The sequence below is a fragment of the Hymenobacter sp. 102 genome (genome assembly GCF_049949205.1).
Classification (GTDB): domain Bacteria; phylum Bacteroidota; class Bacteroidia; order Cytophagales; family Hymenobacteraceae; genus Hymenobacter.
In genome coordinates this window covers 2,677,809-2,692,066 of the sequence record NZ_CP188172.1, presented here as the reverse complement: position 1 = coordinate 2,692,066, position 14,258 = coordinate 2,677,809, and the positions used below count along the sequence as shown (strand labels likewise).

Here is a 14,258-nt window from a genome sequence, read left to right as displayed (position 1 = left end):
ACTGTAGCAGCGGCAGTAATAGCCCGGAACTCAACTCTCATAACTCATCATTCAACTCTCAACCAGCTATGTTCTACCTCATTCCCGGCCTGGGAGCCGATGAGCGGGTGTTTCAGCGGCTGCAGCCGTTGCTGCGCGGCGAAACCTGCCTGCTGCCCTGGCTCACGCCGGAGCCCGATGAATCCTTGCCGCACTACGCGGCCCGCATGGCCGCCGATATTCCGGCGGACGCCACGGGGCTGCTGGTAGGCGTGTCGTTTGGGGGCGTGGTGGCGCTGGAAATCAGCCGGCTGCGGCCGGGGCTGCGCACGGTGCTCATCAGCAGCATTCCGGATGCCAGCTGTCTGCCGCCGCTGCTGAAGCTGGTGCGGGCCTCGGGGCTTTACCGGGTGTTTCCGCCCCAGTGGCTGAAGCTGTTTCCGCGGGCGGGGCAGTGGTATTTCGGGGTGCAGAATGGAGCGGAGTACCGGATGTTCAAGCAGATTCTGCGGGATATGGAGCCGCGCTACACCCGTTGGGCCGTGGCCAGCCTCCTGCACTGGGACAGCACCCACGTGGGCCGCAGTATCCAGATTCTGGGCACCCACGACCGGGTATTTCCGCCCGGCCCCACACCCGTGGAGTATCTCATCCCCGGTGGTGGCCACTTCATGGTATACAGCCACGCCAAGGAAATCAGCCGCATTTTGAACAAGCTGGCGGCGGAAGTCTAAATGCCCATCATCCTCACTACCTCATCACCCCTATGCTTGCCACGTACCCCTATCAGGGTCATACCTTCGCCTTCGACCCGGCCGCGCCGCTGGATATTTCGCTGCCGCTGGCCCCCGGCGAGCAGCAGGTAAACTGTTTCTGGGCCGAGCCGGTGCAGGTGGAGGTGATTCGGGTGGGCAGCTTTGTGGGCAGCGTGGCGCTGGGCGGTAGCACCAACTACCAGCGCGTGCACCTCACGCCCCATGGCAACGGCACCCATACGGAGTGCTACGGCCACATTTCCCCCGACCCCGCCGCTACCCTCGACCGGTGCCTGCGGCGGTTCCTGTTTGTGGCCCGGCTGGTATCGGTGCAGCCCCGCCCCCGGCCCAACGGCGACGAGGTAGTGCTGCTGGAAGATGTGCGCCGGGAGCTGGAACACGGCCCCGATGCCGCCGTGCAGCCCGAGGCACTTATTCTCCGCACGCTGCCCAACCACCGCAGCAAGCGCACCCGCCACTATTCCGGCACCAATCCCACCTACCTAGAGCCCGCTTTGGCTGAATACCTGGCCGCGCACCACATGGAGCACCTGCTGCTGGACCTGCCCAGTGTGGACCGGGAAGAGGACGGCGGCCAGCTGCTGGCGCACCACGCCTTCTGGCAGTACCCGCACAACACGCGCCACGCGGCCACCATCACGGAGCTGATTTTCGTGCCCGACGAGGTGGAGGATGGCCTGTATCTGCTGAATCTGCAGGTAACCAGTTTGCAGCTGGATGCCAGCCCCAGTAAGCCGGTGCTCTACGCGCTGCGGCAGGCGTAGCCTGATACGCCACCAGTGGCGAACCGAAGCGACTGCAACCAAACAGCCCCCGACCTGTAGCAGGCCGGGGGCTGTTTGATATATGCTGCATCAGATTCCTTGCTTCGCTCGGAATGACGGGCGGGCTAGTTCAGCCACACGGTCAGGAGCATTTCGAAGCGGTGGGGGCCGTAGGCGTTATAGTAGGGGGCTTCGCCTTCGAAGCCCAGTACGTGTACCAGGGGCATACCTTCGGTGCGCGAGTCCACTACGCGCACGGGGTACAGCTGGCCTTCCTCGGGCCAGTCGCCCACGTGGTTGTAGGGGCGCTGTCCGGCGTCCACGCAGCGGGCGTAATCAATTAAAGGAGCGTGGCGGGTGGCTTCCGCCAGCGTCAGGTTGGCAACTTCGTATTTCGGCATGATGCGCTGTTCTACAAAAAATCGACCAGGATAATTCCCGGTGCGTGCTGAAGCTCGTCAGGTTCAGCAAATTAAACTACAGGCTACAGCTTGAACTGCAAGCTGACTTTGACCCCAAAGGTACGGGCTCCGGGCGAGTTTCGGTACGTGAGGCGGTGCAGGAAGTCAACGCGCGCCACCCGCAGAATGTTCTCGACCCCGTACCCAACTTCGGCGTAGGGCAGGCGGCCCAACGACTGAAACGCCGGCAGCGGGCCGCCATTCACGGGGTCTTCGCGGGGAATAATGCGGCGGTTGGCCTCGCTCACGCCGCCCCACAGCACGTTGCCGGTAGCTACCAGCCGCCAGTTGAGCTGCTTGATGGCGGGCAGGGAGTTCAGCAGAAACCCATCGAACAGGTTTTCGGCCCGCAACGCCACGTACCGGTCACTCACGAACTCAAAATAGCGCATCAGGTTAAATGCCCCGGCGTTATAAAACGGTGACTGGTTGCCGAGGTGGGTTTTGAGCACCGGGTAGGGCACCGTGCTGGGAATATAGCCGGCATCGAGGCGGTAGTCGAGGCGGCCCACCTGGCCCAGCCGGATACTTTGGTCGATGAGCAGGTTGAGCTTGTGGTAGCGGAAATCGGAGCCCAGTACGTCATCTACGCCCAGCGTGTAGCGTACCGTGAATACCGGCCAGCGCTTCAGGCCAATGGCCGTGCGGCGGTTGCGGTTGTCGGGCACCAGCACCTCGTCGCGGGCGTAGCGGGATTCCAGCACCAGCTCCGAGAGGTCGAACCGGTCGTTGGTAGGGGCGCCGGGGGCAAACTCCCGGGTGTAGTAGGCAAACGGGTACAGCGGCTGAAACCGTTGCCGGCGCAGAATTACCCGCTGCGTGAACCCCCGGAATAAATCCGACTGCAGGCTCAGCGTGGTCAGGTCGCGGATGAGGGGGCGGCTGCCGCTGATGTTGCCCAGGCGCGCCGAGGCCTCGAACAGCGGGTTTTCGAGGGCATAGTCGTTATCCAGCAGCGCCACCTGGTCCAAGTCGCGGCGGTGCTCAAAGTTGGTGACCGTCCAGTGGCGGCGGTCCAGCACGCGCTGCACCCGCAGGCCGTACTTGAAGCGCCCGTCGCGGGTGCCGTAGGCCAGGTAGGTGCGCAGCAGCCAGTCGCGGCTCCATTCGGGCGTGGTCCGGAAACCGAAGCGCAGCCGGTGGCCCTCAATGTTGTTGAAACTGTACGTACTCAGCAGCGGGCCCCAGTCGATTTTACCGGCGCGGTAGTAGCCGTTCACGGCCACATCGGCCAGCTCCAGCAAGGAGCGCACGGCCGGCAGCTTGCGCACGGTGTCCAGCACCATCAGCGTGGCGCGCTCCTGCTGGCTCAGGGTATCGGGGCGGTTCTGCTCGAAGAAGCCCTTGGGCACGTCGAAGGCATCGGCGGCCGTTTCCAGCGGCCGGTCGTAGAAGGGCAAAGGCCGGGGCTGGTTGGCGACGAAGCCGGAATTGATGGTGGTGAAGCGGGCGGCTATGCCGGTGCTGCCCTTGGTGGGCCGGATGCCGATAACCACGTGCGTGCGCCGCGGCAGCCCGGGCCCGGCCGAGCTGGGCACCAGCTCCTGCTGCACCGCCACGCGCTCCACAAAGTTCAGATTAGCCTCGGGGCTGACTACTAGGTCCAGCTTGCGAAGGGCGTAGGTGTCGGTAGTAATCCAGATGGTGCCCACGAAGGCCAGGTCCTGCGGCCGCCGGGGCTGCACCCCAATGCGGTAGCAGAAGTCGGAACCCACCAGCACCGAGTCTTGCAGCTCGTACTCATAGGTGAACTTCCAGCCATCAGCAATGGGCGAAATAAAGTCCTTGCCCAGCAACTGCTGCCAGTTGCGGTAAAAGTCCCAGTCCTGAAAAGAGGAGCCCATAATCTGCGACACCACCGAGCCCTCCCGGGGCGTGGCCCCGCGCATCTGAGTGCGCCGGATTTCCTCCCGCCGCCGCAGAGGCTCATTCAACTGGTAATATTTCGACAGCACTTCGGAGGCAAATACCGGCACCATGGCCCTGCCGTTGGCGTCGCGGCCCACGCCCAGGCTGTCGGCCACCTGCGTCAGCTGGCGCAGCACCCGGCGGCGGCTCACGGCATCGGGCAGGTTATTGAGGGCCACCTCGGTGCGGTTGTAGCTGTCGAACTCGAAAGCGGTGAGGCTGCCCTTGTTGTTGCGGGACTTCTGCTGCTGCACCCGCCGCAGAATGCGGTAGGCCGGATTCTCGCGGGGCCGCACCACCACTTCGCCCAACGAAACCGAGCCGCTGCCCAGCGCAAAATGCACGGTTTGCGCTCCGGCCGTGGTGCTGACCTTTTTCTTCAGGGTGGTAAACCCAATGGCCGAAGCCGCCAGCGTATCCACGGGGCCGGTTACCGTGAGCTGGTAGCGGCCGGTCTCATCGGCGGTAGCGCCCTGGGTTGTTCCGCGCACAAACACTGAGGCAAAGGGAACGGGCTTGCCCGTGCTGGCCTCCGTGATACGTCCGCTGAACACGATGCGCTGCGCCTGGGCCGCCGGAGCGCCTACCAGCAAGAGCAGTAACAGCAGCGGGTAAAATGGACGCATAATGGAAACAATCGGAATGGGACGGAGCAGGGCAAACTAACTGCAGTAAGATACCGAGCGGTAACCGGAAAACCGAACGAACCCACCCTGGCTAGCAGGTCGCGCTTACTTCGGACACTCCTCGCGAGTGAGGGTTTCGTTGATGTTGATGGCGGCGGCGCTACCTTCGGCGGCCGCCAGCAGAGCCTGCTGGGTGCCGGGGGTAGTGTCGCCGGCGGCGTAGAGGCCGGGCACGGTGGTCTGCTGCTTTTTATCCACCCACACCGCGCCTTTGCTGTTGCGGCGGCAGCCTAACTGCTCAGCCAGTGCAGTGCGCTGGTGCTGGTGGGCGTGGATAAACACGGCCGTGCGGGCCAGCTTCGCCCCCGACTCAAATACGATGTGCCGGAGCTCTCCGCCTTTGGTACCCTCCAACCGGATAATGGGCTCCTCCCGCACCTGAATTTTCTGCTGGCGCAGGCGGCGGCGGGCGTTGGCCGTGAGGTAGGCCGGGTCTTCCACGCAGGCTACCACATCGGGGCTCCAGCGGCTCACCAGCAACGCCAGCCCGGTTACCAGCTTGGCGCGGCCGTACACGGCCAGCGGCTGATTCCGCACCTCCCAGCCGTGGCAGTAGGGACAGTGCAGTACGCCCCGGCCCCATAACTGCCGCATCCCGTCGATGGGTGGCAGCTCGTCTTCCACGCCGGTAGCCAGCAGCACCTTGCGGGCCGTAACGGTACTCGTGCGGCCGGTGCGACCTTCCAGCGTCAGCTCAAAATGCTTGTCTTTCGGGGTGATACCCATTACCCGGGCTTCCCGGATTTCCACCGTTTCGTACGGCTGCAACTGCTCCCGGCCCAAGTGCAGCAGGTCGGCGGGCTTGGTACCGTCCCGGGTGAAAAAGCCCTGTACGGCTGGGGAAGGCGCGTTGCGCGGTGCGCCGCCATCCAGCACCAGCACCCGCCGCAGGCAGCGGCCCAGCACCAGCGCGGCGCTCAGGCCGGCGGAGCCCGCGCCCACTATGGCAACATCAACATCGGTAAGGGGCTGGCGGGGGGCATGGTGGCGCATGTGGATATCAGGGTAATTGGGTAAGGAATTCTATACCCTTAAAGCGGGTGTGGGGTTGGCCGAAGTGGGCTGACCATAACAGAAACGGCCCCCTCTCCAGCGGAGAGGGGGCCGTTCAACGGGTAACAGGAGTTCCTTCGAAGATTACTCTTTCACCAGCCGCTTAGTGAAGGACTGCTCGTTGCCGCGTACCTGAATCAGGTAGCTGCCGGTGGGCAGTTCTGTTACTTGCAGCAGCTGGGTGCTACCGCCCGGTTGGGCAAACGTGCGCACTGTGCGGCCAGCCATATCGGTGATAGTTACCTGATAAGTGCCTTGGCTGAGTGTGCTCAGGTCGAGGCGGGCATCCTGCTGGCCGGAAGCCGGGTTGGGATACACTTCCACGGCCGCCCGGATGGTGGTCGGGAAGCGCACTGCTTGCACCGAACTGAACGAGCTGGTGCCATCCGTGTCCACTTGGCGCAGGCGGTAGTACACTACCCGGCCCTGGGCGGCGGGGGCCACCTGTGCATCCATGGCGGTGTAGCTGGTGGCTGTGGCTTTGGTACCCTGGCCTTTCACCTGCTGAATGGCTGAGAACTGCTGCCCGTCGAAGCTGCGCTCCACCAGGAAGTGGTCGTTGTTCACTTCCTGGGCCGTATTCCAGGTCAGCTTGGCGTCCTGGCCGGCGGCTTGGGCCGTGAAGGCCGTCAGCGTTACGGGCAGGGGGTTGGCGCCAACTGGCACGTTCACCGTTTGGGTAGTAACCCCTCCGTAGATATCTGTGGTGGTGATGCTTACCGAGTAAGTGCCCTGTTTGAGCAGCGAACGGTTAATCACATATACCTGACCGGTAGCTGGGTTCAGAGCCAGACCCACGGCACTCAGCTTGTTCTGGTCGGCCGCAGAAATGGTGGCGTTGGTGCCAGAGGTGGGCAGACCGTTAGAAGCATTGGTTACTAGCGCCCCCGTAGTGGCATCGTACACGGTACCCGTGCTACTGTACACGGCTCCATTAGGGTCAACCACGTAAGCCAGCACATCATTGTTCTGGTATTGATTGGCGCCACCTTTGGTGGGCGTAGTAGCGTAGGCCGAGTTGTTATCCGACGCTACGGGCAGCGTATATACTGCCGTGTTGTTTGATACTAGGTTGTTATTGTCGAGGGCTGTGTAGGTGAAGAAGGCGTTGCCAACAAAACCGTTCACAGGCTTGAACGACAACTTCGATGCATCAGCCAGTAGCACCACCTGATTTTCAGTAGCCTCCACTCCATTCACGTATAGAGTACCCTGGGTGGTGGTATTTGGCAGGTTGCTGATGGTGAAGGAGCGAATGTTACCATCGGCATCCGTGGCGAACAGAGCTGAAATTGGCTGAGCCACGGCCGCGTTGGTAGCATCGGGGGCAGTGATGTTATTCACCACGTTGCGTGCTACCGGAGCTTGGTTGGCAATGTTGGTCGTGAAGCCATCCGTGTTGTTGCTCGTCGCCGTTTCGGTGGTACCAGTGCTTACGTTGGCTACCAAGCGGTACGAGGCTGTGGGGAAGGGGAAGCTGATCGTGTTGGTTACCGCCTGGGCGTTGCCCGAGTTGAGGGTCGTAATAGCTGGGAAGGTTACTACACCCGAACCACTGTCGTAAGTGCCGCCGCCCGATACAGTTACTCCCGTCAGGCCCGTGGGCAGCTGTACCGTCTGCTGTACGTTGCTGGCCGGCGAGGTACCGTTGTTGCGGGTAATCACCGTGTATGATACCGTATTGCCGGCCGTAGCAGTGCCCACCCCGTCAATAATCGTTTCCACATCAGCTAGGGCGGTTACGTTTACGCTGGTCTGACTGATGTTGTTGGCCGGCACGTTGTCCGACACATCCGACGATACGCTGGCGACGGCCAGAACCGGGCCGGCCGCTGGGGCATTCACGCTGAAGGTGTACGTGGTAGACGCACCGCTGGCAAGGGAGATATTGTCAGTAGCTGGAGCCCCCTGTACAATACCCGTGTTAGCGTTATAGGAAGAGCCAGTGGAGCTGGTGAAACCCGTGAGGTCGCCCGGTAGCGCAATGCGAGTGCGCACATCAGTGGCCGTAGCCGTACCGTTATTGGTAACCGTTACGGTGTACGTGATGGGCGAGCCCGCCGTGTACGTAGCGGCATTGGCGCTGATGGTCACGGCCAAGTCACTGAACGTGGTGGTGGGCTGGTTAACGGTAATGTTTGACAGGGCCACGTTGTTGCTTAGATCCAAGTCGTTGGTTGCGTTGGATACGTTGGCCGTTGCCACTACCGCCAGACGCTTACCGTCCGGAGCCACAAAGCTGATGGTATTGGTAATGGTACCGTCGTTGCCCGGGGCTACCCCCGTACGGGCAGGGAAGGTTACTACTCCAGTAGCCGCATCATAAGTGCCGCCACCCGATACGGTTACTCCCGTCAGGCCAGTCGGCAGTTGGACCGTGGTGGTTACCGAAGCCGCTGCCGACTCGCCGTTGTTCACCGTGGTTACCGAGTACAGTACCGGTGTGCCTACTACAATGGGGCTGGCCGGGGCTGCCAGGTACACCTGTACGTCCGAGGAGCGTTGGCCGGTAGTGGTTACCGAGGCCGTGTTATTGGTCAGGGAAGTTTCCGGAGTGCCCGTTGCCACCGAAGAGGTTGCCGTAATCTGTGTTTCGGTAGGCATGTAGAAACTCACCGTGTTCTGCAGTTGCTGACCAGCCTCAAGGGTACCCAGGCTGAAGGTCACCTCACCCGTGCCATTATTGTAAGTGCCGCCCCCGGAGATGGTCACGTTGCTGGTACCCAGGTAAGCCGGGATGCGGACTACCTGCGTGGTACCGGCCGCTGCGGCCGCACCGTTGTTGGCAGCCGTCACGTTGTAGGTCACCAGCTGGTTAGCCGTGGCACTGCTGGGACCAGCAATAGTAGTTACTAGGTCGGTGCGGGGCGTCACGGTTACTGATACTTCCGTCTGGTTGTTGCCCGGAACCGGGTCGATGGTGGTACCAGCAATAGAAGAGGTAGCCAGCACGGTGCCCGCCACCGGAGCCGTTACGTTGAAGGTGAAGCTGCTGGAGAAGCCACTTACCATCGTAGCCGTTACGGCCGAGGGAGTGATTTCGCCCGTTGTTGAATTGTACGAGTAGCCTGCGGGCAGACCCGTAACCGTCAGGCCCGGAGCCAGCAGAATGCGCAGGCTCGTGCTGGTAGCCGTAGCCGGACCGTTGTTGCCGAAGTTTACCGTGTAGGTATATACCTCGCCGGGAGCCGGGGCCGAAGTAGAGGCCGTAATGGTCGAGAACAGGTTGGCTTGGTTGGTCGTGGTAGCGGCATTAACCGTCAGCGACGCGGAAGCCTGGTTATTGTTCGTGGGCGTTTCATTGCCCGCGCCCGAAATATTGGCAACCAGCGAAATTGGCGTAGCATTGGCGGCCGGAGCCACGAAACTAATTACGTGATTCACGTTCTGGCCACTGGGCAACGTTGCCAGCGTCGGGAACGTCACAATGCCGTTGGCGGCGTCGTAAGTACCGTTGTTCGATACGTACACGTTGGTTAGGTTTCTGGGCAGCGTAACCGTCTGGGCCACGTTGCTGGCTAGACCAGTGCCGAGGTTCAGGGACGATACACTGAAGGTCACCGGTTGGCCGGCTACCACCGTGGCCGGTCCGCTGATGCGGGTGGTCAGGTCGTAGGTGGGCGTTACGTTCACCGAAACCGAGTTTAGGTTGTTGGTCAGCACTGTTTCGTTGCTGGTGGTCGTTACCTGGGCAGTGCCCACTACCGGGCCACTGCTGGGTGCCGTGAACGTAATACCGTAGGTGTTGGAAGCACCCGCATTCAGCGTACCATTGCTGAGCAGGGTTACTAGGCCGGTCGTATTGTTATAGGAACCACCATTGGAGAACGTAACTGTGCCCAAGCCAGCCGGCAACTGCACCGTTTGGTTCACGCCGGTAGCCGTAGTGAATCCGGCTGCGCCGGAGTTGGCCGTTACCACCGTTAGCGTAACCTGTTGCCCGGCCGTAACCGTGCTGGCGTTGGCACTGATGGTCGTGGATACGTCGGCCAGAGACCGTACCGTTACGGCAATATTAGCTTGGTTGGATACCGCGCCCGAAGTACCGTTGATGGTGTACGGAATGACGGCCGTACCAATGAAGCCATTCACGGGCGTGAAGGTTACCTGGCCGGTGTTATCTACCGTGAAGGTGCCCTGACCCGCTACCGTTTTGCTCGTCTGAATACCAGCCACATTGGGGTCGAGGTCAACCGTGGCAACGTCTTTCGCACCCGTGTCGTTGGTCGTCACGTTGAACGATACGGCCGTATTCGGAGCCGTGAAGTTCTGGTCGTTTATCGCAGCGGGCGATACACCCACCGGAATAGTATAGGTAGCTGTGTTGGATACCGTGCCGCTGTTATCAGTAGCCGAGTACGTGAAGTTGGCCGAAGTAGTGCCCACCGTGGGGTCGAAGCGCAGGTTACCGGCGCTGGCAGCCGGAATCACCTGGCCAGCCGTCACAGCCGTAAGCGTGGAGCCCGAAGCAAGGTACAGAATGCCCGTTGTCGAATTTGGCAGCGTCAGAATGGTGTAGCTGTCAATCTGCCCGTCGGGGTCAGTGGCGCTCAGGGCAGCAATAGCCGTGGGGCCGTTGTTGTCCGGTATAGTGGGGGAGTTGGTGATGTTGCTGGCCACCGGGGGCTGCGAGGCACTGGCGCACAGCACCGAGTTCGGGATAACCTGACGGGCAACGTTGGCATTAGTGCTGGCATATTCCAGTCTCAGCACGTTTTCACCAAAGTTCTCGCCGTATATCACTAACAGGTTGTGCACGCCAGCCGAAAGGTTCAGCGTAGCGGTTCGCTCCTGGGAACCATGCTGACCACCGTTGTTGATGAGGGCGTTGGCAACAGTAGGAGACAGCGCGGCTCCGTCCAGCCACAGGTAAGCGGCGTCGTCAGAAGTCAGATATAGAGTATAGGAACCGGCGGTAGCAATATTGAGGCTGCCGCGGTAACGGGCAGTGTAGGTATCAGGGTTGCTGGGTGTGCCAGCGGCCGTAGGCGTCAGGTTACCCCAGCTTGCCGTTGAAGGGTAGTTCAGCGTGGCATCATACCGGGTCAGGCCAGCCGTTTTACCATTCAGGAACGCCAGATCATCATTGAAGTAGCCATTAAAGTACTCGCCGTACAGACCGCTGCTGCGGGTGGGACCGTATTGGGCACCGGCGCAGCCATTGGCGGGCAGCGTTACCGTGGTAGCTACATTGGCGTTGGCTTGGCTACCGTCGTTGTTGGCGGTAGTGGGGTCCGTAGTAGTAGAGGTGCTGCTAGCTTTGCCCGTAATGGTCGTGTTGTAGTTGGGAGCTGGGAACACAATGCGGTAAGACGTGGAAGCTCCACTGGCCAGCGACGACGTGGTGGGGAACGTTACTACTCCTGTGTTATTGTCGTAACTGCCCCCGTCAGGCAGGTTAGCGGCCACCAGATTCAGGCCAGCCGGCAGCTGTACAGTGGGTACTACCGAAAGAGCCGGCGAAGGACCGTTGTTGTTTACCTGCGCGGTATAGGTGATGGAAGTGCCCGGCGCTACGTTCGTTTGCGCGGTGTTCAAGGTGGTGGTAATATCGGCCACCGGCGTTACCGCCGTGGTAACGGAAGCCGTGTTAGCTCCGGTATCGGCACCCTGGTCGGTGCCGGTCGTCGTCGTGGCTGTAGCAGTAACGTTGGCTACCGGGAGCGGGGTCAGGTTAAAAGTGTAGCTGACCGAGTTGCCGGAGGCGAAAGTGCCGCTGGGGTAAGTGATAGTCCAGCCGCCGGCCTGGCTGCCGGTAACGGTGCCGCTGGCCGAGGTAACGGCAGAGGCCGTATTGGCGGGAATTGTAACCACCCGAGTGGTTGCGGTGGCTGCGTCCGGGCCATTGTTGGCGTAGGTAACGGTGTAGTTGCCCGATACTTGCCCGGCCTGCAAAGACGCCGGGGCGGTAATCGACGTAGCTACGTCAGCCAAAGAACACCACCCAAACGAGTTAAAGGTAATGATCTGGTTGCCAGGGTTGGGCTGTACCGTTGACGGCTGCGCGTTGCTGTACGTAATCACCACCCGATTTATGCGGGCCGGAATAGTTACTACCACGTTACCAGCAGTGGAAGTGCTATTGGCCGTGCCAGTAATCGAGTTGTTCCCGCTGAATGTATTCGAGTTGCCGAGGCTTACATCTGCCGCGCTCAGCGTTACCAAGCTATTATCAGCCCGGTACGCGTCAATCTTCACTACATCTTCCCAGCCAGTATTGGCGTTTGTGCCCACCAGCTTGTCAATGTCACCTATTGAGAACGTAAATCCCGTCACGGGCTGGCTCAACGTCAGCGTAACGGCTGACGACACGTTGGTTGTGCCAGTATAATCCGTCGTCCAAGTCAGGGTTTTATTACTCGTTCCACCTACAACCTGTAGCTGCGTTTCGGCGGCGGCAGCGGCAGAAGTGTAGTTGCTGGCAGTGAGGGTAATACCTCCGGCTGTGAGCGTCCGCGTGGCTTTCCAGTCCTCGTTATCCGCTTGAGCTCGGAAATTGACCGCTCGCCCGTCGGTGCAGGTGCTTTTGCTTACCGGAATGGCGTAGGTTGCCGGAGTAGGGTCAGTAGCTGAGCCGTTGCCCCGGGCTGAATACGTGAATGAGGCCGTGCCGAAAAAGCTGGCTACCGGGTCAAATGTGAGTTGGCTGGCTTGTGCCGCTGTCACCACTTGACCTGTTGTCACGGCGCTGCCATTGAGGGCAAGTACGCCCTGAGAGCCGGCGTTGGGCACAGAGTTAATTACGAAATCAACGGCAGTGCCGGCCCCGTCCAAGTTGGTGCCATAGAGCGGTGGCGCTAGCGTAGTTGCGGGGGCAGCACTGGATATTATATCGGCAGTGATAGAACTGGTATTTGGCGTGCCCACACCAAACGAGTAGGTTGCCGTATTAGACGATTCGTTGTTGGCCGCATCGATGGCCCGGAAAGTGAAGGACGTGGTGCCTACGGTAGCCGAGGCTGGGGCGGTAAAGCGCAGAAACTGGGCCTGCTGGCTGGAATAGATGGTATTAGCCGCGGCAGTAATCCAGCCGTTAAGGGCTGCATTGGCAATTTCCAGCGTACCCTGCGAGGCGGGCGGCAGCGTTACAATACGGAACCGATTCAGGTCGTTGTCAGTGTCGGTGCCCGCCAAGCCGCCTGTTAGCTGGGTGGCCGTATTAGTGCGCGGCACATTGGTGGTCGACAGCACGTCCACGGCCACGGGCAGGGCGGCTACCTTATTGGCCGTGCCGGGCTTGCCTGCAGCTGATAAGGTTCGCATCGGCTGCACCAGAGCCGATATTCCGTTTGACCAGTCGTCTGTCGCCGCGTCACGTTGGGTAGGCAATAGCAGCTGCGCCTGTGCAACAGAGCAACTCAAGCCTCCCAAAGTCAATAACACCGCCAATCGTAAGCGTGTTTTCATGGGAAAGATATAAGGTGAATGCAGAAAAATCCGATATGAGTTTGGGAGCAAGGTACTCCAGAAACAAAAGTAATACGAGATGAAATTCAACTGCTTGCTACTCGCCGAACAGGGCTTTCTTAGCGGTAAACCAGCTGATTTCATCAGTAAAAACTAGGCTGTGTCTGAAAAGTGGTGTTGCAAAATGCGCCGAATACAGGCCAACAAGGCCATGTTGAGGAAGTGTGCATCATGTTTGTCGTAGCGAGTAGCCACGCGGCGGTGCTCCTTGAGCGAACCGAAAAAGCGCTCTACGACGTTGCGGCAGGCATACCGTTGCGGCTCGATGCGCGGCGGGCGGCCGCGTCGGCGGCAGTGCTGGCCTGCGGCAGGCCGGCGCCGCGGAATGACCGCGCGAATGCGGCGCCGGCGCAGCCAGCGGCGGATGTGCTGTGCGTCGTAGCCGCGGTCGGCAATGAGCTGACGCGGTCGGCGGCGGGCGCGTACCTGCTCGCACAAGGGCTCGAACTGCGGCGCGTCGTGGCGCTGCCCGGCCGAGAGCTGCAGGGCCAGTGGCGTGCCCGCTCCGTCGCAGACCACGTGCAGCTTCGTGGTCAGACCACCGCGGCTGCGCCCGAGGCACTGGGCTTTTTTTTCGCCCCGCCGGCCGCGCTTTTCGTGGCGCGCACCGTGGTCGAGTCCACCAGCCACGTGTCCAGGTCGAGCAGCCCATCTTGGTCCAGGCGTAAGCGCAAGGCGGCCAGCACCCGCTCGAAGGTGCCGTCCGAGGACCAGCGCCGGAACCGCTCGTAAGCCGTTTGCCACGGGCCGTAGCGCGCCGGCAAGTCCCGCCACGCCGCACCCGTGCACAGGATCCACAACAACGCGTTCCACAGCGGCCGGTCGTCGCGCCGCGGCCGGCCCGTGCGCTGCGGTGGCAACTCGGCTGCCACCACGACCCACTGCGCATCCGTTAACTCGTATCGTGCTGCCATACTCTAAGTTAAGCAACACCACTTTTCAGACACAGCCTAGTTTGGTGTCTATTAGCTTCCACTGTTCCAACGTGCGGCTCCTCCGGTCAGCACCAAGACTACGCAACTGAGCTAGCAGCCGGATTCTTGTGCGCATTACGAAATTATGATTTCGCGAAGCCAGGTCAGTAGCCACCCACTCGGCAAGCTGGCTACCGGGGTGGGGTTGTATTGAACGTGGCAACAGGCCTTGCCGAAACACGAAAAAAGC

The 14,258-nt window shown here is 61.0% G+C and carries 6 protein-coding genes and 1 pseudogene; 2 read left to right on the top strand and 5 right to left on the bottom strand.

Translation table 11 applies throughout. The features are described from left to right. Window positions 1-68 precede the first annotated feature (68 nt). Together ACN19L_RS11505 and ACN19L_RS11500 are read left to right on the top strand one after the other, a co-directional pair. Complete coding sequence (locus tag ACN19L_RS11505; RefSeq protein WP_426489655.1) at window positions 69-713, top strand: alpha/beta fold hydrolase; 645 nt, start codon at window positions 69-71, stop codon at window positions 711-713. Between the two features lie 32 nt (window positions 714-745). Continuing rightward, a complete protein-coding gene (locus ACN19L_RS11500; protein WP_426489654.1) occupies window positions 746-1,519 on the top strand; it encodes a cyclase family protein in 774 nt (257 codons plus the stop codon). 125 nt (window positions 1,520-1,644) lie between these two features. Here the strand turns inward: ACN19L_RS11500 and ACN19L_RS11495 are convergent, their stop codons facing one another. The 5 genes and pseudogenes from ACN19L_RS11495 to ACN19L_RS11475 form a co-directional block, all read right to left on the bottom strand. Then, entirely contained in the window at window positions 1,645-1,920 is a 276-nt protein-coding gene (locus tag ACN19L_RS11495; RefSeq protein ID WP_426489653.1) for a hypothetical protein, read from the bottom strand. Between the two features lie 83 nt (window positions 1,921-2,003). Then, window positions 2,004-4,514 carry a DUF5686 family protein gene (locus tag ACN19L_RS11490; RefSeq protein ID WP_426489652.1) on the bottom strand — a complete coding sequence of 837 codons (2,511 nt, stop codon included), beginning with the start codon at window positions 4,512-4,514 and terminating at the stop codon, window positions 2,004-2,006. Window positions 4,515-4,619: 105 nt separating this feature from the next. Further along, a complete protein-coding gene (locus ACN19L_RS11485; RefSeq protein WP_426489651.1) occupies window positions 4,620-5,567 on the bottom strand; it encodes an NAD(P)/FAD-dependent oxidoreductase in 948 nt (315 codons plus the stop codon). A gap of 144 nt (window positions 5,568-5,711) precedes the next feature. Further along, the gene (locus tag ACN19L_RS11480) at window positions 5,712-12,890 is read right to left on the bottom strand and encodes a T9SS type A sorting domain-containing protein (protein ID WP_426489650.1); all 7,179 of its coding nucleotides are present in this window, start codon (window positions 12,888-12,890) and stop codon (window positions 5,712-5,714) included. Window positions 12,891-13,187: 297 nt separating this feature from the next. After that, a pseudogene (locus ACN19L_RS11475) lies at window positions 13,188-14,008 on the bottom strand (IS5 family transposase). Window positions 14,009-14,258: the final 250 nt, after the last annotated feature.